The 21,927-nt window shown below is 75.0% G+C and carries 12 protein-coding genes and 3 pseudogenes; 10 read left to right on the plus strand and 5 right to left on the minus strand.

Annotated features, from left to right (window positions below):
• The first annotated feature begins 20 nt into the window (after positions 1-20).
• On the plus strand, positions 21-593 hold the full coding sequence (locus tag ACFV9J_RS07165) for a TetR-like C-terminal domain-containing protein (RefSeq protein ID WP_385351041.1): 573 nt from the start codon (positions 21-23) through the stop codon (positions 591-593).
• Between the two features lie 101 nt (positions 594-694).
• On the opposite strand, the gene ACFV9J_RS07170 is transcribed toward ACFV9J_RS07165, so the two are convergent.
• From ACFV9J_RS07170 to ACFV9J_RS07180, 3 genes and pseudogenes are all read right to left on the minus strand, one after another.
• Positions 695-1,495: an alpha/beta fold hydrolase gene (locus ACFV9J_RS07170; protein ID WP_385351044.1), complete on the minus strand. Its 801-nt coding sequence runs from the start codon at positions 1,493-1,495 to the stop codon at positions 695-697.
• A gap of 86 nt (positions 1,496-1,581) precedes the next feature.
• Positions 1,582-2,892, minus strand: coding sequence for an MFS transporter (locus ACFV9J_RS07175; protein ID WP_385351047.1), 1,311 nt, complete (start codon positions 2,890-2,892; stop codon positions 1,582-1,584).
• A gap of 174 nt (positions 2,893-3,066) precedes the next feature.
• Positions 3,067-3,462: pseudogene (locus ACFV9J_RS07180) on the minus strand (dihydroxy-acid dehydratase); the annotation flags it as partial.
• Between ACFV9J_RS07180 and ACFV9J_RS07185 the strand changes: the two are divergent.
• A pseudogene (locus tag ACFV9J_RS07185) lies at positions 3,461-3,778 on the plus strand (FadR/GntR family transcriptional regulator); the annotation flags it as partial. The pseudogenes ACFV9J_RS07180 and ACFV9J_RS07185 overlap by 2 nt on opposite strands.
• A 60-nt stretch (positions 3,779-3,838) precedes the next feature.
• Here ACFV9J_RS07185 and ACFV9J_RS07190 read toward each other — a convergent pair.
• Positions 3,839-4,000, minus strand: a pseudogene (locus tag ACFV9J_RS07190) (SgcJ/EcaC family oxidoreductase); the annotation flags it as partial.
• 3 nt (positions 4,001-4,003) lie between these two features.
• Complete coding sequence (locus ACFV9J_RS07195) at positions 4,004-4,762, minus strand: YqjF family protein (protein WP_385351050.1); 759 nt, start codon at positions 4,760-4,762, stop codon at positions 4,004-4,006.
• A gap of 62 nt (positions 4,763-4,824) precedes the next feature.
• Between ACFV9J_RS07195 and ACFV9J_RS07200 the strand changes: the two genes are divergently transcribed.
• The 8 genes from ACFV9J_RS07200 to ACFV9J_RS07235 all read left to right on the plus strand — a co-directional run bounded on the left by ACFV9J_RS07200 (position 4,825) and on the right by ACFV9J_RS07235 (position 21,786).
• Positions 4,825-5,985, plus strand: coding sequence for a MerR family transcriptional regulator (locus ACFV9J_RS07200; RefSeq protein WP_385351053.1), 1,161 nt, complete (start codon positions 4,825-4,827; stop codon positions 5,983-5,985).
• 122 nt (positions 5,986-6,107) lie between these two features.
• Positions 6,108-6,962, plus strand: coding sequence for a DUF4132 domain-containing protein (locus ACFV9J_RS07205; protein WP_385351055.1), 855 nt, complete (start codon positions 6,108-6,110; stop codon positions 6,960-6,962).
• A 5-nt stretch (positions 6,963-6,967) separates the two neighbouring features.
• Complete coding sequence (locus ACFV9J_RS07210; RefSeq protein WP_385351342.1) at positions 6,968-12,169, plus strand: hypothetical protein; 5,202 nt, start codon at positions 6,968-6,970, stop codon at positions 12,167-12,169.
• Positions 12,170-12,221: 52 nt separating this feature from the next.
• Positions 12,222-13,391: an AAA family ATPase gene (locus ACFV9J_RS07215; RefSeq protein WP_385351058.1), complete on the plus strand. Its 1,170-nt coding sequence runs from the start codon at positions 12,222-12,224 to the stop codon at positions 13,389-13,391.
• 5 nt (positions 13,392-13,396) lie between these two features.
• Positions 13,397-17,278, plus strand: coding sequence for a DUF5682 family protein (locus ACFV9J_RS07220; protein WP_385351060.1), 3,882 nt, complete (start codon positions 13,397-13,399; stop codon positions 17,276-17,278).
• Positions 17,275-19,305 (plus strand): hypothetical protein, encoded by a 2,031-nt coding sequence (locus ACFV9J_RS07225; RefSeq protein WP_385351063.1) that lies wholly within the window; start codon positions 17,275-17,277, stop codon positions 19,303-19,305. The genes ACFV9J_RS07220 and ACFV9J_RS07225 overlap by 4 nt, the downstream gene beginning before the upstream one ends.
• 76 nt (positions 19,306-19,381) lie before the next feature.
• Positions 19,382-20,407: a LacI family DNA-binding transcriptional regulator gene (locus ACFV9J_RS07230; RefSeq protein ID WP_385351066.1), complete on the plus strand. Its 1,026-nt coding sequence runs from the start codon at positions 19,382-19,384 to the stop codon at positions 20,405-20,407.
• Positions 20,408-20,628: 221 nt separating this feature from the next.
• Positions 20,629-21,786, plus strand: a complete 1,158-nt coding sequence (locus ACFV9J_RS07235; protein ID WP_385351069.1) for a cellulose binding domain-containing protein — start codon at positions 20,629-20,631, stop codon at positions 21,784-21,786.
• The last annotated feature ends 141 nt before the right edge of the window (positions 21,787-21,927 follow it).

Below are 21,927 nucleotides of genomic sequence, written 5' to 3' on the forward strand. Positions count from 1 at the left end.
ATCAGTGCGACAATGGCGTCATGACGTCGTCGACCCCGCCCTCGCCCAAGGCCGGCACCCGTCCCGGCGGCCGTTCCGCCAAAGTCCGCGCGGCCGTCCACCGGGCTGTCCAGGAACTCGTGAGGGAGGACAACGTCGATGTGCTGACGATCCCAGTGGTGGCCGCCCGGGCCGGGGTGCACGCCACCACGGTGTACCGCCGGTGGGGCTCCATGGGCGATCTGCTGGCGGACGTCGCCACCAGTCGCTTCAGCGGCGACATCGTCGTACCGGACACCAAAAGCCTGCGCGAGGACCTGGAGCGCTACGCCTACGACCTGGCCCGGGACCTCTGCGACCCGGACACCCTCGCGCTGGTCCGCGCCACCATCGGCACGGGCGGCGAACAGGGGGCGGCGGCCTGCCGCGGCGAGCGTCAGGCGGGACTCGAAGCCATACTCGACCGCGAGAAGGCCCGCGGCGGACAGCCGCCGACGCTGGAACGCACCACGGACGCCGTGCTCGCCCCCCTCTACTACCGGGCCGTCTTCACCAACGAGCCCCTCACCCCCCGATGGGCACGCGACCTCGTCTCCCACCTGCTGCCGGAGTGACGACCTGCCCCGCGCGGCCCCGGCGGCGGCCTCCGGGCCCGGAGCGAGCCGGGCACCGGAAAAGGCCGCGCCGAGTGCTCAGGGCGGGGCGTACGTGACCCTTACCGGGCCATCACGTCGGCGAGGAGCTCGGCGGTTGCTTCGGGGGCCTCGACGGGGAAGTGGTGAGTGCCGAGGTCCGTCAGGACGATGTCGAAGCGGTCCCGGTAGCGCTCGATCGCGTCCTGGCCGGTGAGCGCGCGGATCGCGAAGACGGTGATGGGCTGCCTGGTCTCGCGCAGGACGGCGTCCATGTCCCAGTCGATCAGACCCTCGATCGCCAGCCGTCCGGCGGGCTGTCGCACGGCTGACATCTTGCCGAAGTACACCTCACCGAGGGCGGGATCGGTGCCGGCCGGCGTGCCGCCCTCAACCAGACCCCGTACCGCACCGTTGAAGTCCTCCCGGAAGGCACGTCGTGCCGCCTCCGCCTCCTCGTCCCTCTGTACGGGGAACAGGCCCAGGTAGTGCAGGGCGTCCAGGGCGACGATGTGCGAGACGGTGTCGGGCAGCAGTCGGCCGAGCTCGACGGCGACGGCGCCGCCCATGGAGTGCCCGGCGACCACGGCCGAGCCGATCGACTCGGCCTCCAGCACGGCCGCCACGTCATGGGCGAATTCCTCGATCGTCCAGGTGTCCCGCGTGGAGCGGGACTCACCGTGCTCGGCCAGGTCGATCGCGAGCACCCGGTAGTCCTGCGGCAGACGGCGCACCGTCTCGTCGTAGTCGCCGCGGCCGAGGGCCCAGCCGTGGATCAGGACCAGCGTGGGGCCGTCGGCCGGGCCGCTCGCCGTGTACCGGATCGTCGTGTGGCCGCCGCGCTGGACCTGGCGGTGCTGCCCTGCGGTGGTTTCCGTCGTCATTTTGTGCGTGTCTCCTTGGTGATGGGCGACGTGTGCCGCCCCGGTCGCGGAACGGTTCGTGGTGCGCGGCGGGGTGGGACGGGGGTTCACTCGACCGGTGCCCCGGTGGTGCGGCGCCGGGTGCGCAGCTGATTGAGGCGCAGGGCGAGGGCGGCGAAGGTGAGGACCGCGATGGCGGTCGCGTAGAACTCGGCGGCGGTCCGCAGGCCGAGGAGAGTGACCGCGATGCCACCGAGGACGGCGGGCACGCTGTTGCCCAGGTAGTTGATGATGTTGGCCAGCGTGAAGACCGCGCTGCGCTCGTGCGGGCGGGCGATGCGGGTGACGGTGCCGAAGGCGGCCAGCACCGAGGCGCCGAAGCCGAAGCCGGCGACGACGGTTCCGGCGGCCGAGAGCAGGGCCTGGTTCTGGGTCACGCCGGCCAGCGAGACCAGGGTGCCGAGGCCGAGCAGGGCGGACCCGGGGGCGAGCAGCCCGGACGCGGGGCGGGAGCGGAGCAGGGAGATCGCGAGCGCACCGGTGCCGGCCAGCAGTGTGACGACGACGCCGCCGATCAGGTGGCTGTGCAGACCGAAGAGCTGGGCCGCGACGGACGGGCCGAGCGAGAGGTACATCCCGGCCAGGGCCCAGCTGGCGATCATGGCCGGGATCACCGGGACGATGTCCGCGCGCAGATAGGAGGGCATGGCGACCTTCGGACGCAGCGAGGCCAGGGCGCCGGGCCGGCGCTCGGAGGTCTCCGGCATCCGGGTCACGAACAGCGCGGCGAGACCCATGCCGGCGAGGAGCATCCCGTAGACGAGGCGGGTCGGGGCGGGGCCGTACTCCACCAGGAGGCCGGAGCCGAGCGCTCCGAAGGCGAGGCCGGTCAACGGGGTCACCGAGTTGACGACGCCGGCCCGGCCAGGGGCACGGGCCGGTTCCAGGTCGACGAGGGTGGCGCTCAGGGTCGTGGTCGCGGCGCCGGTCGCGATGCCCTGCAGCACCCGGGCGACGGACAGTACGACCACGTTCCCGGCGGTGAGGAACAGGACGAGCGCGATCGTCTCCAGGGCGATCGCCCCGGCCAGGACCGGCCGTCGGCCGAGGTGGTCGGAGAGCCCGCCGACGGTGAGCAGCGCGCCGAGCAGGCCGACCACGTAGAGGGCGAAGACGACGGTCAGTACCCAGGCGGAGAAGCCCCATTGCCGCTGGTAGATCACGTACAGCGGAGACGGTGCGCTGGAGGCGGCCAGGAAGAGGACGAGTACGGCGGCGACCGCGGTGAAGGCACCACCCGTACCGCCGCGGCGGGGCTTGTGCTCCGGCGGCGGCCGGTACGAGCCGTTCCCCGGCTCACTGCCGGGGCGGTCGACCACGGCGCGGGTGAAGGGGGTGCGGAGGGCGGACGAAGACATAAGGACCTCGCAGTGATCGTTGCCTTTAGGGGAGGAGGATAGCCCAAAAGGCAGCGACAACTGCACTATAAACGCAATGTTCGCTGCGTCACATGGCCGGTGCGGGGCCCCTCCGAGTGGGCGGCTCGTGCCTCACAAGGCCTCGTCACACCGCCGACCGCGCGCTCGTCGCCCTCAGTGGGAGTCGCGGGGGACCTCGTGTCCGCGGTTTCCGCGCAGGAACCCGAAGTCGGCGCCCCGGTCGGCCTGTTCGACGTTCTGGGTGTAGAGCCAGGCGTAACCGCCGGCGTGCCGTTCGGCGGGCGCCCGCCACGCCTGCCTGCGTCGCGTGAGCTCGGCGTCGTCGACGCCCAGGCGCAGCGTGCGGTTGGGGACGTCGAGGACGACCGGGTCCCCGTCGTGGACCAGGGCGAGGGGTCCGCCGACGGCGGCCTCGGGCGCCACGTGCAGGACCACCGTCCCGTAGCCGGTGCCGCTCATCCGGCCGTCGCAGACGCGCACCATGTCCTTGACGCCGGCCTTCAGCAGCTTGGCGGGCAGGGGGACGTTGGAGACCTCGGGCATGCCGGAGGCCGCGGTGGCCGGGCCCGGCCGCCGCGGATACGTCGAGGCCGACATCGCCTTCCACCGGGCCCTGCTCGACGCCGGCGGCAACCGTCTCCTCGGCTCGCTGGGCCGTGCTGTCGCGATCGCGCTGGAGCACAGCTTCCTCGTCAGCACCCGGACCTCCGGCGCGGTGGAGGCCTCGCTGCCGGCTCACCGCGCCGTCGTGCAAGCCGTCGAGGCCCGCGACCCCGCGGCCGCGGCCACCGCCGTACTGGCCATCGTCGAAGCCGCCGAGGACGAGATCGCCCGGTCTCCCGGAATGCCGGACGGTGCCGCATGACCTCGCGGACCGTGACCCCGCGCCATCTGCCTCATCCGCTCCGGACTTCGGGGTTCTGGCGTAGGTGACGTCGCCGTCCCATACGGCCTGGGGCAGCACCGCGCGGGTGAACTCGGCGATCGCGTCGAGGCCCAGGAGCACCTTGTCGTGTCCGGTCGTCCGGAGCGCGTCGGGTCGGAAGAGGGTGAGGAACCCTTCGGCGTCCTTGTCCCGCTGCGCCCGAGGTCAAGGGGCGGCAGGGACGGCGGAGACCGGCAGGGCGGGACGACCGAGGCGGACCGGGACCCCGGGCGAGTAGAGGACGCTGACCGGGCCCTCTCCCGTCGCCGGTATCCCGGCACTCGCGACCAGGTCCTCGTCGCAGGAGAGGAGTCGGGCCCGGTGCAGGGGCCAGCGGGGGTGGTGGTTGGGCAGGTACGCCGCTCCGCCGAAGAACATGTTGTGCATGCCCCAGCGGGCGGTGAGGAAGTGCTCCAGGGCCGTGGGCTCGTGGATGCGTTCGCCGGTCCGCAGGGTGATGCGGCTGTGGGCGCCGCGCGGTCCCGGCCAGCGGCGGGAGCTGGTGTAGGTCACGGTGTCGCCCACGGAGCGGACGGTCATGCGGGACCACAGGTAGGGCAGCCGGAAGCCGACTCGCCCCATCACCACCGGGATCAGCCGCGAGGCGTCCATCGACCGGAAGACCACGCCGCGCCGCCCGTGCGCGTCCACGCTGTACAGACGCACGTTCGTCTCGGGGAACGAGCCCAGGTACGGGACCCCGGGCAGCCGGAACCATCCGACCCGGTGCATGCGGAACGCGACGAGCCCGACGTAGGTGAGTCCGTCGTGCGTGTCGGGGACGGTGCCGCGCGGCATGAGGCCCGCCACGGCGGCGGGCTCGACGGCCCAGTGGATGAAGGCGAGGTCGAGCCACTCCTGGGTGAGGAGCGGCGACCGTATCGCCGCGGGGGCGTCCGGGGTGACGGCACTGGGCTTCTGCACGGCGCAAGGATGGCAGACGGACGGCCGTACGGGCCCACCGGCCGCTCCTGCGGGAATCCCTCATGATTGACCCTCGACCTGGTTCAGGGCGCAGAGTCCCCGACGTGGAGAACGAGATGCGCAGCATTGGGGAGATGGCCCGCGACAGCGGACTGGGCGTGAGCGCCCTGCGGTTCTACGACCGTGCCGGTGTACTGGTCCCCGCCCGGGTCGATCCGGCGAGTGGCTACCGCTGGTACGCCCCCGGCCAGCTCGACGAGGCCAGGGTGCTGGCCCGGCTGCGGCGGACCGGGCTGCCGCTGGCCGACATCCGGCTGGTACTGGCCGGCTGGTCCGGGGCGGACGCCGGCCTGGTGCGAGGGCTGCTCCAGGCGCACCTGCGCCGTCTGGAGCGGGGGCTGGCCGAGGCCCGCAGCGAGTTCTCCACGCTCGAAGCGCTACTCGACCACAGGGAGAATCCCATGACCGCCTCGCCGCGTACCGGCACCGTCCGACTGTCCCTTCCCGCGCCCGCGCTGGCGGACGCGCTCGACGCGGTCCGCTTCGCCGCGGGCGGGGACCCCGAGCTGCCGGTGCTCGGCGGCGTCCTGTTCGACGTCGAGGGCGACGCGCTCCACGTCGTGGCCACCGACCGCTACCGGATGGCCGTCGCGCGTCTGGCCGTCGTCGGGCACGGGGGAGCGCGCGAGCAGGTCGTCGTGCCCGCGCCGCTCGTCGACGCGATGCGCGCGCTGCTGGGCGACGACGGGCCCGCCCGTTTCGCCGTGGAGGGTGACCGCGTGACGCTGGAGGCAGGGGAGCGCCAGGCGTCGGGGCGGCGCCTGGCCCACGACTTCCCCGACTACCGCCGTCTCGTCCAGTTGCCGCCCGGGCGGCGCGTCGTCGTCGATGTGCCCGAGTTCCGGGAGGCGTTGGAGTCCGGCCCCGTCCGCGTGGCCGAGGACCGCGAGCCGGGTCGGCGGGCCCGCGACGTCAGCGTGCTCTCGACGGTGGACGACGGCACGGTGATCGTCTGCGGCGACGGCGCCCCGGACAAGGAGGCGGACGGCGCCGCGCACCACGTCGGCGTCGACCGCGGATACCTGCTGGACGCGCTCGCCGCCGCGGACCGGGACCGGCTCGTCCTGGAGTTCGGGCCCGCCCCCACCGCGCCGCTGGCGATCCGCCGGGCGGACGACGAGGGGGCGTTCTCGGTGCTGATGCCGGTCCGCCTGGACGACTGACGGCTCTCCACTCGCCCGCCCCGTGACCCCTCCCACGACCGGCGTCCCCCGCGCCGACGGCGTTGTCAGTGGGCTCGCCTACAGTCGTCAGCACTTGATCACTGCGGTGCGGGGAGGCACTCATGGGGTGGGTGACGGCCGGGGACTACGAGGTCGCCCTGGACGAGGGGAAGGTGGTGTGCCGCAACGCCACCGGACGGCGGCTGAAGTCGGTGCCGGCCAAGCTCGCGGACGATCCCGCGGTGGTCGGACTGCGCCAGCTCGTCGAGTGGCTGGAGCGGCACGAACGCCAGTGCCTGAGCGACGTGGAGCGGTGGATGGTGCGGTCGCTGCCCGTGCCCCTCGCCGTGCTCACCCGGGTGTGGCCCGACCCCGCCTGGCGGTCCGCCCTGCGCGACCTCGTGGTCACCGGTGCCGACGGCGAGGTCGCGGGATTCCTGCGCGACGCCGACCCCGAGCGCGGCCTCGGCCTCGTCGACCTCGACGGTGACACGGTCCGTGTCTCCCCCGACCTCGTCCGTCTCCCGCATCCGGTGCTCCTGGAGGACCTGGAGGAGCTGCGGGAGTTCGCCGTCGAGCTCGGCGTCGAACAGCGCGCTCAGCAGCTCTTCCGCGAGGTGTGGCACCGCCCCGTAGGACTCGACGCCGAGGCCGCCTCGGTCGAGGAGTACGCGGGCGGCGCCTTCAAGGAGCTGCGCTTCCTGCACGGCCGGGTCACCCAGCTCGGCCACCGTGTACGGGGCGGATACGCGGTCTGCTCCGCCTGGGAGGACGGCCGGGCCGTGGAGGCCCGCGTCTGGGTCGGCGACTACGACGGCTACGAGGAGACGGAGACCGGCCCCCTCATGTGGACGGACGCCGCCGGGCGGGTGCTCAAGCTGGGCCGGGTCGGTCCGGTCGCCTGGTCGGAAGGGATGCGCATGGCGGCCGCGCTGTACGCCGGTCGCGACATCGAGGACGAGGAGCGGGCCGCGTGAACGCCATGGAGACCACCACCGCGCCCCAGGAAGCCACCGGCGCGCGACAGGTCACCGGCCCCGACGACGCCACCGCCTCGGCACTGCTCGAGGCCGGCGCGCTCCTGCCGCCCGGCAGCAGCGGCCGGGAGGACGCCGACACCCTCACGGTCCGTACGTACACGCATGCCGCGCTCGGCGAGCGCAGCGTCGTCCGGCTGGTGCCGGGCACCCTCGGGGAGGCCGAGGACCTTGCTCTGGACTTCCTCGGCCTCGTGCGGGACGCGGAGACTCCCGAGGTCGGGCAGGTCAGGCGGGAGACCCTCGGATTCCCCGCCTGGGCCCTGGTCAACGACCCGGCCAACGGGCACCACGCGCTGGCCCTGGTCAAGGACGTCGAGCGGCTCGTCCGTCAGGCCAAGTCCCGCCCGGGGACCGCCAAGGAGGGCTTCGAGAAGCTCGGCGACCGGCTCGGCCGGGCCGTGCCGCACTTCCTGCCGACCTTCTTCGAGCAGGCCGCGCGGATCTTCCTCCAGTTCGACAACACCACCTACGCCGCCGCCTTCTTCGGCAAGGCGCGGGAGGCGGAGCGGGTGCACGCGCTCGCCGTCGACGAGCAGCGGCAGCGCGCCGTGTTCCTGGAGTTCGCCTTCGCCGGGGCGCTGACGGTCAAGGCGCTGAAGCAGCATGTGGGGGACCTGGCCGCCCGACTGGACGCCGCCGAGGCCTGGGCCCAGTTCCGTCAGCTGGCCGTGGAACGCTGTGCGGCCGGTATGCCGCCGTACGCGTCGCTGCCGCAGGACGCGCGCGTGCTGATCAAGGCGGCCGGGCTGCCCCGGGTGCAGGCGGAGTGCGACCTCGTCGCCGACCTGGTCGCCTCGCCCGCCGCCGTCCGGGCGCCCGCCTCCTTCTGGACCGCCTACCGGGCGACGCTCGCCGTCCTCGCCGAGCGGCGGCCCGCGGTCCGGGAACGGATGCTGGAGATCATGCCGGCCGGCCTGGACCACGGCACCAAGAGTGACGAGTTCTGGCTGGAGTTGCTGGCCGAGTGCGGTGCCGACCGGCTGCTGACCGGCGAGGACGGCGGGACGGCGGCCGGAAGCGGCGCGGTGGCCGAGGCCGCGGGCGGTGTCGACGCGGCGGACTGGCTGAGCCGTTGGGCCGCCCATCGCAAGCGCGGCGCCACGGTGTGCGACAGCTCCCCGGCCACGCTCGGCCTCGTCGTACGGATGGCGCCCCGGTTGCGGGCCGACGGACGCGCCGTCGACCTGTTCACCGGCCGTCGGCACGTGGGCGTCGACATCGCCCTGCTCGACCTGTGCGCCGCGGAGGACATCCCCCTCGCCCTGCCCGGCCCCGACACCGAGGTCCACCTCGGGCTGGACCGCTGGGTACGGGACACCCGGCCGGAGCGGCGTGATCTGGCAGCCGTCGCCGCGGACCCGCGGCTGCGCCCCCTGCTGCTGCGGGCGATCGGTGCCGCGGGGCACGAGCGGCAGTCGAGCCGGGTACTGGACCATCTCGCCGACCACCGCGTGCTGAGCGGGGTGCTGAGCGAGTGGCTGGACGGCGCCGTCGGTGAACTCGCCGGCGCGAGGGGCCTGCCCGGAGCCCGCGAGGCGCTGAACCGGCTGAGCCCCTATCGGTCGGTGGCCCCCCGGGTCAATCCCGAGGCCGTCGCCCGTGCCGCCGGGTACGAGGCGGCTCCACTGCTCGGGCGCACCCTGCGGACCGGCCTCCTGGACGAACTGGGCTGGCCCGCCCTGGACGAAGCCCTGCGGCTGCTCGACGCCGAGACCCGGGCCCGCAACGGCAACGGCAACGGCACCCGGACCGGGACCGGGACCCGCTCGGACCGCGACACCGCGCTGATCGTGAACGAGGCCTGGCCCTGCCTGATCCTCAGCCGCGGGCACAAGGCGGTCGTCGTCGGCCCGGACGGGATTCTGCTCGACCACGACCTGCGGCTCCCGGCCGACCTGGACCGCTGGCAGCGCCCGCAGTTCCGCTACGCCGACGGGGAACTGCTCGTGGTGTGGTGGCAGGACGGCAAGCAGCGCGGCTACTGGTCCACCCGGCCGTCCGAGATCCTCACGCTCACGGGCGAGCAGATCTCCCACTGGTGGCGCAACGACGAGGTCGCCCCGTCCGTCCCGCTGCCCGACGGCGGCCGGGCCACCGGAGCACGCACCCTGCACGCCGGCGACACCGTACTGCCCGCGAGCAGGCCCGTCATCGGCGACGGCACGTCGTACTGGCGGCAGGGCAGGCAGGGCCGGCAGCACGTGTGGCTGGAGTACGACCCGGCGACGGGCACGCACAGTCGCGCGTCGCTGCCCGCCTTCCTCCGCTCCGGCATCAGGGACGACGCGACGCTGCTGCAGGACCAGTGCGAGGTGCTGCCGCTGCAACCCGGTCTCGAGCTGAGCCCGTTCGGCACCGACGGCACCGTGCTGGGGCGTTGGGTGCGCGCCGAGGAGGCGGCGGGCGAGGCGCTGACCACGGCGGGGACGCCCGACGGCCGGACCGTCACGCTGCGCGCCTTGGGGCGCGGCGAACGCGTCACCCCGCTCGGAGCGCTGCGCCTGCCCGGAGGCGCAGCGCCCGTCGTGGCGCGCACGCGACGCCAGGTCGCCCTGTACGCGCCGGACGACGGCAGCGACGCGGGCGTGCTCGGCCGGGTGACGCCGAACGAGCGGGGCGGGGAGTTCGCCGCCGGCACCCCGTTCGTCCCGCCGGTCTCCTTCTGGCACGCACTGCGCCCCCGCGACGAGCGGTCGTCGGCCGTCCTGCGCGCTTTCACCGACGAGCAGGCGGCCGACCTGCTGCGCACGGCGGTGCGGGCGCTGGCGGAGCGCCAGGCGCAGGTGAGCGCGGCGAAGGCCGCGGACGAGGCGGCCGGCAGGCACGACTCGGACTCCGGAACGGCCACCGGGTCGACCGGCGCGTCGACCGGCGGGTCGACCGCCGCGAACAGGCCCGTGGTGCCGACCGCCGACGAGGTGGTACTGCGGATCGTGGCCCGTGCGCTGCCCGGGCTCACTGACAAGCGGCTCCTCGTCGGTGTGACGGCTCTGGTCCGCACCACGGTCCAGATCGCTGACGCGGTCGCCCGCTTCGTCGCCCCGCCCGTGGAGCAGCCCAAGCCGCAACGGAAGCGGACCGAGGGGATGTTCGCGGACTACCGGCCCGAGCACGGCGACGACCGCACCCTGCGCGCGGCCGCCGACGGCCTGGCCCGCATGTGGGGGTCGTGGGGCGGCGAGAGCCAGTGGACCGCGCTCCGGCAGATCCGTGCCGTGAACCACGTGCTCTCGGGCAAGCCCGCCGACGGCATGCACCTGCCCGAGCGCACCCGTAGGTCCGCGCTCGGCGAGGGGTGGCACAGCGACGAGCACACCGTCCCCCGCATGGGCATGACCTGGCCGGAGCTGCTGGGCGTGCTGCGGCCGCTGGCCTACCGCGCCACCGTACCGACCCTGCCTGCGGCGGAACGGGAGGCGCTGCTCCTCCTGTTCGAGGCGCTCGCCGAAGGACCGCTCGCCGCACCCGGGGACGGCATCCGGGAGATCGTCCTGGGCGAGCCGTACGACAAGCACCGGCAGCGGGAGCGTGCGGGGCAGGTACTGCGACGCGAGGGCCGCACCGTGGTCGTCCTCGGCTGCCAGAACGTCGACACCGCCCGGGACCGCGTCAACTGGCTGGCGCTCGAACACGATCCGGCGGGCGTCTTCGGCGCCGTCGCCCACTTCACGCTGGAGAAGGAGACCCGGCACGCCCCGGCGCTCCCCGCCGGCGCGCTCCCCGCGGTCGCCCGGCTGACCCGCGACAAGGGAGCCCCGCCCTGGCGGCCCGGGGCTCCGGCCGATCTCGCCGCGGCCACCGGCCACGGCCTGGGACCGCTGCAGGCCACCGTGCTCCTCGCCGCGCAACCGGAGCGCCTCGACGCCGGCGCACTCGCCACGACCGGACTCAAGCCGCGTCAACTGGACGCGGGCAACCGCATGCTGAACTCCCTCCTCGCCACCGACCGGGCGGCGCTCATCGGCGCGCTGCTGCCCGACGATCCGGCCGGGTTGTGGACGGCGGGACCTGACACGGGCGCCGTGGGCCGGGTCTGGTCCGAACGCCTGGGTTCCCTCGTCCGCCTGCCCGAGGACCTGGCCGGCACGCTCGACGGCCTGCCGGTCGGTTCCGCCGAGGCCGTGCTCAATCCCGAGCGCACCCCTTGGCTCAGCCGCACCACGGTCCAACGACCGGACAACAACGGCCGGCTGGTCGCGGAGGACCCCGCCGCCGTGCCGCACCGCTACACCCTGACCGGCGCCGTCGACGCCCTCGCCTCGCTCGCCTACGCCCTCCCCCACGGCCACCCGTTGCGCGCGGCCCTGCCCGAGGGGCTGGCCGCCGTGCGCCGCCGTCTCACCGACCCGGGACTGCTGCTCGACCTGGACGTGGAGTGGACGGAGAAGGGCGGCACCACCGCCGCCGAACTCCGCAAGGCGTACGGGCTGCCCGCCACCGGCGGCGCCGACGCGGAGGGCACGACGCGGATCGGGGAGGCCCTGGCCCTGCGGCCCTGGCACGGCGACCGGGAGACCGTCCTGGTGCGACCGGCCGGTCTCACCGGCCCGGACGACGCCGTGTTCGGACTGCTCGAAGGGCTCGTGGGCGCCGCGCGCGGCACCGGGGTGCGGGCCCTGCGCACGATTGTGGGCGACGAACTGGCACGCAGCCTCGACGCCGGGCTGGATCCCGCGGGGGCCGAGGGAGCGGCCCAGGACCCCACGGTCAGTGTTCCCGCGCTCGTCATCGAGGTGGCCCGGACCCACGGCCTGAGCGAGGACGCGGCGGCGCTCTACCTGCAGTTGCTCGCCCTGCCCGATCCGACCGACCGCAACTGCGCCCGCTGGACCGGCTGGCGGCCCGCGCGGTCGAAGAAGGCGCGGGCCGAGCTGGCCGCCACGGACCTGGTCGTCGAGGCCAAGCGGCCGCGGGCCGGCCGTTCCCTCTTCCTGCCCTGCGGCTGGCGCGATCTCAAGTCGCCCGCCCTGCCGGTGGAGACGTGGAAGGAGGGGCTGTACCCGGTCGGCGAGGGATTCCGTTCCGTTCCGCTGCTCCCGGTGCCCGAGCTGTTCACCCGCGCCTGGGCCCGGGTGCGCGACCGGGACGCGCCCGCCTACGAGCAGCTCACCACCCGTGCCACGCGCGGCGGCCGCCGCCGATGACCCCGCTCGACGCCCCAGCGACCACCGCCCGACCCGACCGGAAGATCCGTCGATGACCACCAGCCTCTCCCCCGACACCGCCCGCCAGATCGTGCCGCCCGAGGAGCGCTACGCCGCCGAACTGGCCTTCCTCGCCGCCTACGACGACGGTCCGCGCCCGCCCGCCTGGCGACTCACCCCCCGCGCCGTGGTCACCTTCGTCATGGGCAGCGACGGCCGTGCGCTGCGGCTGCCCGAGGGCGCCGAGACGCCCGAGGGCGTGCCCCGCCGACTGACGGTGGAGGGCAAGTTCGTGGGCGACCGGTCGCTGGTCGAGCGGTGCGTCGTCACCCTCGCCGGGGAGCGCGGACTGCTGCTCGTCGGAGAGCCCGGCACCGCCAAGTCCATGCTGTCCGAACTGCTGTCGGCGGCCGTGTGCGGCACCAGTGGCCTGGTGGTGCAGGGCACGGCTGGCACGACCGAGGACCAGCTGAAGTACGGCTGGAACTACGCCCTGCTGCTCGCCCAGGGCCCCAGCCGGACGGCTCTCGTGCCCTCCCCCGTCCTGACCGCGATGGCCCGCGGCGGCATCGCCCGCGTCGAGGAGGTGACGCGCTGTCTGCCGGAGGTGCAGGACGCCCTGGTCTCCCTGCTCTCCGAGCGGCGCATCGCCGTTCCCGAACTCTCGGGCACCGACGACGCCCTGGCGCACGCCGCCCCCGGCTTCAACCTCATCGCCACCGCGAACCTCCGCGACAAGGGCGTCTCCGAGATGTCCGCCGCGCTGAAGCGGCGCTTCAACTTCGAGACGGTCGGCCCCATTCCGGACCTCGACGCCGAGACGGCCCTGGTCCGCAGCCAGGCCCGGGCCTCGGTGGAACGGGCCGGCGCGCCCTTCAAGGTCGACGAGGCGGTCCTGGAGGCCCTGGTCGTCGCCTTCCGCGACCTGCGCGAGGGCCGGTCGGCGGAGGGCTGGGAGGTCGAGCGCCCCTCCACGGTCATGAGCACCGCGGAGGCCGTTTCGGTCGCCGGCGCGCTGGGTCTGGCCTCGGCGTACTTCCCCGGGGACCGCGACGTGCTGGGCCTGCTGCCGGGTCATCTCCTCGGTGTGGTCCGCAAGGACGATCCCGCGGACGCGGCGCGGCTGCGCGGGTACTGGGACGGTCCGGTCAGGCGCCGCGCCGAGCAGGGTTCCGCCACCTGGCGCACCCTGTGGGACCTGCGCACGGTCCTGGAGGGCTGACCGCCGTGTCCCCCTCCCCGTCCTCCCCCGGCTGCCACTCCCCCTCTTCGTCGCTGTCCGCGGACGAGGCGGTCGCGGCGCTGACCGGTCCCGGGGTGCCGTTCCTCGTCGGCGTACGGCATCACGCGCCGTCCCTGGCCGCGGCCGTGCCGGCGCTGCTCGACCGGGCCGCCCCGGACGTCCTGCTGGTCGAGCTGCCGGCCGAGATGCAGGAGTGGCTCCCCTGGCTGGGCCACGAGGAGACGCGGGCGCCGGTCGCGCTGGCCGCGGCCGGCGGTGGGGAGGAGGGGTCGGGACCGGCCTTCTATCCGTTCGCCGACTTCTCCCCCGAGCTGGCCGCCGTGCGCTGGGCCGCCCGGCGGGGCGTTCCGGTCGTCGCCTGTGACCTGCCGCTGGCCGCCCGGGCGTGGCGTGAGGGGAGCCGCTCGGGAGCCCCCGCCGCGCCCACGGTGCCCACCACCACGCGCACGGCACCCGTGGCGCCGAAATCGCAGCCGGACCTCTCGGACCGTTCCGGGCTCAGCAAGGCGCTGCGGGCGAGGCTCACCGGTCGTCCCGGTGAGGATCTGTGGGACCGCCTCGTCGAGGCCGCGGCTCCGGGATCCGGGCCGGAGGCGTTGCGCCGCGCCGCGCTCCTGACCGGCTGGGCCCTGCGCGAGGAGGCCGTGGCGTCCGGCGGCGTACCCGAGCTGGATCTGCGGCGCGAGGCGTGGATGCGCTCCCGGCTGGCCGCCGCCACCGCCGACGGTGCGCGGGCCGCCCTGGTCGTGGGCGCCTTCCACGCGCCGGCACTCGTCTCCCCGGCCGACGCGGCCGAACCCGGGCAGGGCGGGGGCTCCGCAGTCCCCGCCGGGCCGGCCGGCGGGGGCTCCGGGTGGATCACGTCCCTCATTCCGTACACGTACGCCCTGCTGGACGAGCGGTCCGGTTACCCCGCCGGCATCCGGGACCCCGAGTGGCAGCATCTGGTGCTGCGGGCGGCCGGTGATCCGGGGGCGCTGGAGGAGGCACTGACGCACGCGGCCGTACGCGTGTGTGCGGCGCTGCGCGGCCTCGGGCATCCGTCGGGTCCGGCCGACGCACGCGAGATCGTGCGGTTGGCCTCGGACCTGGCACGGCTGCGCGGGCTGCCGGCGGCCGGCCGGGGAGAGCTGGTCGAGGCGGTCCAGACCGTACTCGCGCAGGGCGAGCCGTACGGCAGGGGGCGGGCCGTCGCCAGGGCGATGGAACAGGTGCTCGTCGGCACCCGCGGCGGCCGCCCCGCCCCGGACGCACCGCGCAGCGGCCTCGTTCCGGCGGTCGAGGCCGAGCTGACGGCCCTGGGGCTGCCGGGCCCAGGGCCGGACGGCGGCGGGCCGGCGGGGACGGGTGGCACCGCACGGGGCGGCGGCGCCCCGGGGGGCACCGCGTCGACGACCGCCCGCGATCTGCGGCTGGCCCCCCTGCGGTCCGAGCTGGACCGCGCGCGCGACCTGTTGCTGCGCCGCCTGACGGTGTGCGGCGTGCCCTACGCCGAGGCGCGGAGCACCGTCGGTGCGGGCGGCGCCGAGGCGTTGACGACACGGTGGGAGGTGCGCTGGACGCCGGCCACCGCGGCGATGCTGTCCGCGGTCGGCGTGCACGGTGTCACGCCCGTGCAGGCCGCCGAGGGGGTGCTGCGCGAGCGGTGGCGGACGGAGCGGGACGAGGGCGGTCCCACCGCCGCGCAGACCCTGGACGGACTCCGGCAGGCGGCCGAGTGCGGTCTGCCGGACCTGGCGGACGCACGGCTCACGGAGACCGCCGACGTGCTGCCCGGTGCCGCCACCCTGCCTGAACTCCTCGCCGGACTCGGCCTGTTGGACCGGTTGCGGGCGGGGCACTTCCCGGGGCTCGGTGCCGACGAGGACCGTGCGCTGCGGGCCACCGCCGTGGCCGAGCTGCTCACCGCCGCGGCGGTGCGTCAGGTGGACGGGCTGAGCGGTGCCGAGGACCCGTCGGACGCGCACGCCCTGCTGGAACTGGCCCACCGCGCGGACATGCTCGGCGGCGTCCGGCTGGCCGATGCGCTGACCCGGTTGGCCCGCGAGGGTTCGCCCCTGATGCGCGGCGCCGCCGGAGCCGTCCGGGTGCTCCTCGGGCACGAGGATCCCGACGTACTGGGCGAACGTGCCGCGTCCTGGGTCGACGGGGCCCGCGACCGCGCGTCCCGCTCCACGCTCACCGCCCGGCTCACCGGGCTGCTGACGGCCGCGGGTCCGCTGCTGGAGTCGGCGGCCCCGGCGCTCGAGCCGCTTCTCGACCGGGTGTCGGAGCTGGCCGACCGGGAGTTCCTGAACCGGCTGCCGGCCTTGCGCGGCGGCTTCGACACCCTGAGCCCGGCCGCCCGCGACCGTCTGCTGTCCGTCGTCGAGGAGCGCGTCGGCGTGGACCGGCCGGCCGACACGGGCGGGGTGGATCCCACGGCCCTCGCCCTGTGGACCCGCGCCGACCTCATGGCGCGGGCCGCCCTCGACGGGTTGAGGCTGCTGCCCCCGGCCCCGGGATCGATCCCAGGTCCGGGTAACCCTGGCGCTGGGCCTGGTCCTGGTCCTGGTTCTGCCCCTGGCCCTGGTCCTGGTCCTGGTCCGGGATCGGAAGCGGGGTCGGCCTCAGATCCGGACCGGCTCCAGCCCCCGGCCGACGACGCCGACCGGCCCCACGGCACCGCCACGGCTGCCGTCGGCGCCCCGCCACCCGCCCCGTCCGGCGGCGCCGTGCCCCTCGCCGCGTCCGTCGGCGCCGCGGATCACCGGCTCCCGCCCGCCGACCGCTGGCGGCTCGTGCTCGGTCGCCGTACCGACTGGCTGTCCCCGGCGGCGATCGCCCCGGCCACCGCGTTGGACGAGCTGTACGGCAGCGGACGCGGCGAGGGCAGCCGGGGTGACCTGACCGGTCCGGGCCGGGGCGGCTCGGGCGGCGGCCGGGAGCCTTCGTACCCGAGTGTGCGTGAGTGGTCGGAGGAACTCACGGCGCTGTTCGGGCCGGGCATCCGTGAGGAGGTCCTGGCGGCCGCGGCCTCCTCGGGCCGGCCGGACGTCCTGGCCGAACTCGACCCGGACAGCGTGCGGCCCTCCGTCGATCTGCTGCGCACCGTGCTGCGGCATGCGGGAGGCCTGCCCGAGGCACGGCTGGCCGCGCTCCGGCCGCTCGTGCGGCGCCTGGTCGAGGCGCTGACCCGGGAGTTGGCCACCCGGTTGCGCCCCGCGCTGCACGGCACCGTGGTGCCGCGCCCCAGCCGCCGGCCGGGCGGCGGCCTCGACCTCCCCCGCACCCTGCGGGCCAACCTGGCCTCGGCACACCGAGGTCCGGACGGCACGGTCCGGGTCCTTCCGGAGCACCCCGTCTTCCGCACCCGGGCCAGGAGATCGGCCGACTGGCGGCTGGTCCTGGTGACGGACGTGTCGGGGTCCATGGAGGCGTCCACGGTCTGGGCCGCCCTCACCGCGTCGGTGCTGGCGGGCGTGCCCACCCTGTCCACGCACTTCCTGGCCTTCTCCACGGAGGTCATGGACCTCACCGGCCACGTCGACGATCCGCTGTCCCTGCTGCTCGAGGTCAGCGTGGGCGGGGGCACGCACATCGCCGCGGGGCTGCGGCACGCCCGTGAGCTCGTCACCGTGCCGTCCCGCACCCTCGTGGTCGTCATCAGCGACTTCGAGGAGGGCTATCCGCTGGGCGGGCTGCTCGCCGAGGTCCGTGCCCTGGTCGGCGCCGGCTGCCATGTGCTGGGCTGCGCCGGCCTCGACGACGCGGGCCGCCCGCGCTACTCCACCGGAGTGGCCGGGCAGCTCGTCGCCGCGGGCATGCCGGTCGCCGCGCTCAGTCCGCTCGAACTCGCCCGCTGGGTAGGGGAGAAGATCGCATGAGCCCGCTCCTTCCGCCGGTCAGCCCCTCGGTGACCGCCGAGCTGGTCGCCGCGCTCACACCACGGCTGCGCAAGCGGCTGGACGCGGGGGTCGCCAAGGTCTCGGGGCGGCCGGTGGTCCGGGACGGCGACATCGTGCGCATCGCGGTCGACGACGAAACCGACCTCGAACTGCATGCCCCCGACGGGGTCGTGTCCAGTGCCGGGGCGATCCGCTGCGGGTGCCTGCTCGCGCCCGACTGCCTTCACCGGGCCGCCGCGGCATCGGCGGCCCCGGTCGCCGAGCCCACGGAACCGGCGGTCGGCGCGCCGTCGCCCGCGGAACCGGCGGTCGGGGCGCCGTCGCCCACGGAGCCACCGCAGGAAACGCCTCCGGCACCGGCCGGGACCTCAACACCGGCCTCAACACCGGCCTCAAGACCGGCCCCAAGACCGGCCTCAGCCCCCGCCCCGGACCCCGCCCCGACCCTTGCCCCACCCGCCGCCGCCCAGGCCCCCGGCGCCGTTCCCGGCGACGTCCCGGCCCCGGAATCGGCCACCCCCGCCCAGTGCGCCGCCTCGGCGGCGCTGCACGCCGCGGCGGCCGCCGTGCTGGAGGCAGGCGTCGAAGGCGCCGGGGCCGTGCTCCAGGCGGAGCTGCTGCGGGCCGCGCACACCGCGCGGCTCGCCGGCCTCCCACGTGCCTCCGGCCGCGCCGTCGCCGTGGTCACGGCGCTGCGCGCGGCCCGTGCCGCCGACCCGGCACACCGCCTGAGCGATCTCGGCGCCGCACTGCGCGACGTCCTCCTCCTCGCGCACCGCATCCCGGACGCCACGGGGCCCGAGCTCGCCGGGCTGCGCGGCAGAGTACGCCAGCCGTACGCACCGGACGGGTCACTGCGCCTGTACGGGCTCTTCGCCGAGCCGGTCCTCACGACGACCGGCTACGCGGGCACCGTCACCTGGACCGCCGATGCCGCGGGGCGGCTCTACACGGTCCCGGACGTGGCCCCGGGCGGCGCCGAACGGGCCACGGGATCGGCGGACCGTGCCGTGCGCATCGGCGACACCTCCCTGACGCCCCGTGAACTCTCGCGCGCGGGACTCGCCGTGTCCGGGGCGACGGTCTCCCCGACGGGCCGTCTGGGGGCGGGGACGGGCGTGCGGGCCGTCCGCGCGCCCGGCGTCTCGTGGTACGCCGAGCCGCTCGACCGGCTGTGGGCGGTACCGGTGGCCGAGCAGGTGGCCCGGGCGCTGGCGGGCGACCTGGACGTACCGAGGGCGCACCACACTCCCCACGCCGCCGAACGGACCGTCCGGGACAGCGAGAACGGCCGAGACGGCCAGGACCTGCTGTTTCTCGACATCACGCTCGTCGGCACGGTCCGCGAGGCCGCGGGCGAGTGTCTGCTCGCCGACTGCGACGGGCTGACGGTCCGACTGGCCGCCGCCCACGACGACCCCGCGCTGCCCCACCGTGAGAACCTGCGCCTCCTCGCCCAGCTCGCGTCCGCGCGCAGCGCCCGGCTCCGCGTGGTCGCCCGGCTCACGCCGGCCCCGCAGCCCCGCGCGTCGCTGCTGGCGGCGAGCCGTCCCACCGATCCGGACAGCCGGACCGACCTCGGTCTCGACCGGCTCCGCCGCGCGGACCTGCCCGCGGAGGCGTCGTCGGGCCCCGCGGGCGACGCGCGGACCACACCGTCCGTACAGGCGGCGACCGCCGCGGACGAGGCTCCCGTGCATCTGCTGCGGCGCCGGGTCCACCAGGCCGCGTCCGGTGGCCGCCGCGTGCTGGCCTTCCCCGGGAACCGGGAGTCCGAGGCCGCGCGCCTGCGCCGGTACGGCCTCGGCACCGCCGGTGAGCTGCTCGCCGAGTTGCACGCCACCGCCGCGCAACGGGCGCGCGATCCCTTCGGCCGGCTGCTCCCGGCCGACACCGGGCGCTTCGCCCGCGCGTGGCTGGGCGCGGCCGTCTACGCGGAGGAGGTGGACCGTGCCCTGTGCGCCGCCGCGTGGGGCGCGAGGCTCCCCGGCCTCGCCGCTCCGTGATCCGCCGTCCCGGCAGGCAGGCGACCCGCCCGGTCACCGTAGTATCGGACGATCTCGTGGGGGAAGGCGGGCGGACATGGGCAGGCAGCGTCCGGGTACGCCGACGCTGGAGGAGGTGGCCGCCCGCGCAGGCGTGGGGCGGGGCACCGTCTCAAGGGTCGTCAACAACGCGGCCGGCGTGCGCGACTCGACGCGCCGCGCCGTGCAGCGGGCCATCGCCGAGCTGGGGTACGTGCCGAATCTCGCGGCCCGTTCCCTGGCCGGCCACCGTGCGGACGCCGTCGCGCTGGTGATGACGGAGCCGGACTGGCGGCTGTTCGGGGAGCCGTTCTTCACGGAGATCGTCCACGCCGTCGGCGACGCCCTCACCGACACCCCGTTGCAGCTGCTGCTCACCCTGGTCCGCACGGACACCGAGCGGCGGCGCTTCGTGGAGTACGCGCGCGGCGGCCGGGTCGACGGGGTGCTGCTCATGTCCGTGCACGCCGAGGATCCGCTGCCCGACATGCTCGCCGACGCGGGACTGCCCACCGTCATGCTGGGCCGGCGTTCCGGCGAGGAGTGCGTCACGTACGTCGACGCGGACAACGCGGGCGGTGCGCGCGGCGCGGTGAGGTATCTGCTGGACGCCGGCCGGCGCACGATCGGGGCCATCAGCGGACCGCTCGACATGTACGTCGCCCAGTGCCGACTGCGCGGTTACCGGGAGGCGCTGGAGCCGGCGGGCGGGCCGGCGGGGGCGTCGCTGGTCGTCGAGGGGAGCGACTTCACGGAGGAGAGCGGGCACCGGGCGATGACCGACCTGCTGGCCCGGCACCCGGACCTGGACGCGGTCTTCGCCGCCTCGGACACGCTGGCCGCCGGGGCGCTCAACGCGCTGCGCGCCGCGGGCCGACGGGTGCCGCAGGACGTCGCCGTGATCGGCTTCGACGACTTCCACCCGGCCCGGCCCACGGACCCGCCGCTGACGACGGTCCGGCAGCCGCTGGAGGAGATCGGCCGCACGATGGTGCGGCTGCTGCTGGAGGAGATGGAGGACGCCCCGGTCGCCTGGCGGCACGTCATCCTCCGTACGGAGCTGGTGCTCCGGGACTCCGCCTGAGCGACCTGGCCGCCGGGAGCGCGCCCGGCGGGACTCCTCTCACCTGGGACTTCGAGATTCGTTCGACAACTCTGGCGCGCACAGTCTTGTCAGGAACATGAACCGCTTCTACAGTCCCATCAACCGGTAAGTGGGAGCGCTCCCATCAGTGGGGAGTTGGGAGCGCTCCCGCACCGGCCCCTCCTTCCCCCCTCCCCCCACACCCTTCCGGAGAGGCCCCCATGCGAACGTTACGGCCCCAGGCCCGCGCCCCGCGCGGCCTCTTGGCAGCTCTGGGCGCGGCCTTCGCGGCCTTCGCCCTCGTGTCGTCCCTGGTGACCGCCGCCGCGCCCGCCCAGGCGGACACCACGATCTGCGAACCCTTCGGGACGACGACGATCCAGGGCAGGTACGTCGTCCAGAACAACCGCTGGGGCTCCTCCGCCACCCAGTGCGTCACCGCCACCGACACCGGCTTCCGGGTCACGCAGGCCGACGGCTCGGCACCGACCAACGGGGCGCCGAAGTCGTACCCGTCGGTCTTCAACGGCTGCCACTACACGACCTGTTCACCGGGCACCGACCTCCCCGCCCGGCTCGACACCGTCTCCGCGGCGCCGTCCAGCATCTCGTACGGTTTCGTCGACGACGCCGTCTACAACGCCTCGTACGACATATGGTTGGACCCGACGGCCCGCACCGACGGGGTCAACCGGACCGAGATCATGATCTGGTTCAACAGGGTGGGTCCGATCCAGCCCATCGGCTCACCGGTGGGCACGGCCTCCGTCGGCGGCCGGACCTGGGAGGTGTGGAGCGGCGGCAACGGCTCGAACGACGTGCTGTCGTTCGTGGCACCGTCGGCGATCACCGGCTGGAGCTTCGACGTCATGGACTTCGTCCGGGCGACCGTCGCGCGCGGACTCGCCGAGGACGACTGGTACCTGACGAGCGTTCAGGCCGGGTTCGAGCCCTGGCAGAACGGCGCCGGACTGGCCGTGAACTCCTTCTCCTCCACCATCGAGACCGGCACCCCCGGCGGCACCGACCCCGATCCCGACCCCGGCGACCCGGGCGGCCCGTCGGCGTGCGCGGTGTCGTACGGCACGAACGTCTGGCAGGACGGCTTCACGGCGGACGTCACCGTCACCAACACCGGCACGGCTCCCGTGGACGGCTGGCGGCTGGGCTTCACCCTGCCCTCGGGCCAGCGGATCACCAACGCCTGGAACGCGTCCGTGGCACCGCCCTCGGGCGCCGTCACGGTTACCGGCGCGAGCCACAACGCCCGGATCGCACCGGGCGGCAGCCTGTCGTTCGGCTTCCAGGGCACCTACGGCGGCGCGTTCGCCGAGCCGACCGGCTTCCGCCTGAACGACACCGCCTGCACCACGGTGTAACGGCCCCGCCTCCCCGCCCGTCCGGTCGAAGCGACCGCCCCGGACGGGCGGGGGTTCCACGGGACATCGTCCCGATCTTGTCATGAACCGATCATTTAGTCATGAACCGATCATCCAGACATCCGCTCAGGCACTCACTCC

The organism is Streptomyces sp. NPDC059906 (genome assembly GCF_042730645.1).
GTDB classification, from domain to species: domain Bacteria; phylum Actinomycetota; class Actinomycetes; order Streptomycetales; family Streptomycetaceae; genus Streptomyces; species Streptomyces rubrogriseus.